Source organism: Citrobacter sp. MGH 55, assembly GCF_016906145.1.
Taxonomy (GTDB): domain Bacteria; phylum Pseudomonadota; class Gammaproteobacteria; order Enterobacterales; family Enterobacteriaceae; genus Citrobacter_A; species Citrobacter_A amalonaticus.
On sequence record NZ_CP070239.1, the window covers coordinates 1,160,249 to 1,161,274 of the forward strand.

Sequence of the window (1,026 nt, forward strand, 5' to 3'; positions counted from 1 at the left end):
GTCGGCAAGGAATTAAAATGAAAATAAAAGTATTATGTATCGCTATCATTTTTCATTTATGGTCGAATGAAGTTCTTGCCGACGATTTTAATTACAGTTTCATCCGCGGTGGCAGCAAAGAGGTACCTGAAGTACTAAAGAATACCGGGCAAAACATCCCGGGAAACTATGTTGTTGATCTACTTTTTAATGGTTCTAAAACAGCGGCCTCTGTAGAATTAGCAATCAGCAATGATGATGCTGAGCATATTTGTCTTTCTGATAAATGGTTACAGGGGAAAGGCATTTATATTAATAAAGAATTCTATAAACAGTATCTTAATCCGGCACGCAACTGCTATCTTCTTGATAAAGAGAAGAACAGTCGGGTTAAATTTGATCCTTCCCTGCAGGAGTTGTCAATCGATATGCCTCAGGCTGGCTTTATCGATACGAAAAAAGAAAGCGGCCCCTGGGATTATGGCAGTACCGGTTTCAAACTCGCCTATGATGTCAATACATCAAAATCAAGTGACCAGGATCGGACAACATACGGCAATATCGAAGGCCAGATCAATATTGGCGAATGGGTTCTGCTTGGCAGGGGATATGCGTATCAGGGGGAAAAATTCCAGAGCAATAATCTCCTGTTAACCCATGCTATAAAGTCAATAAAATCAGATATCCTGATTGGTAAAACCCAGTCCTACAATACCCTGAACGATGGTTTTACCTTTTATGGCGCACAGTTAAAGTCAAACCAGGATATGTATCCCTGGGACTCGCAGTCTTATGCCCCGGTAATTAATGGTATTGCCAGAACACATGCCCGTGTCACTGTCGAACAAGGCGGATACACATTAAAATCGTTCGTGGTCCCGCCGGGTCCTTTTGTGATTAACGATCTGACCGGCGTGTATTCGGGTGACATTGTTTTAAAAATTTATGAAGAGGATGGTTCAGTAAAAGAACAGCGATTCCCGGTCGCTGTGCTGCCCAATTTATTAAAACCTGGCAATTACAATTACAATATCGCGGTAGGTAGCA

1 protein-coding gene is annotated in these 1,026 nt (G+C 41.7%); it reads left to right on the plus strand.

Translation table 11 applies throughout. From position 1 onward, the window contains the following. Positions 1-17: 17 nt before the first annotated feature. The coding region (locus JTI98_RS21090; RefSeq protein ID WP_252869616.1) for a fimbria/pilus outer membrane usher protein at positions 18-1,026 on the plus strand (1,009 nt) is incomplete at its 3' end.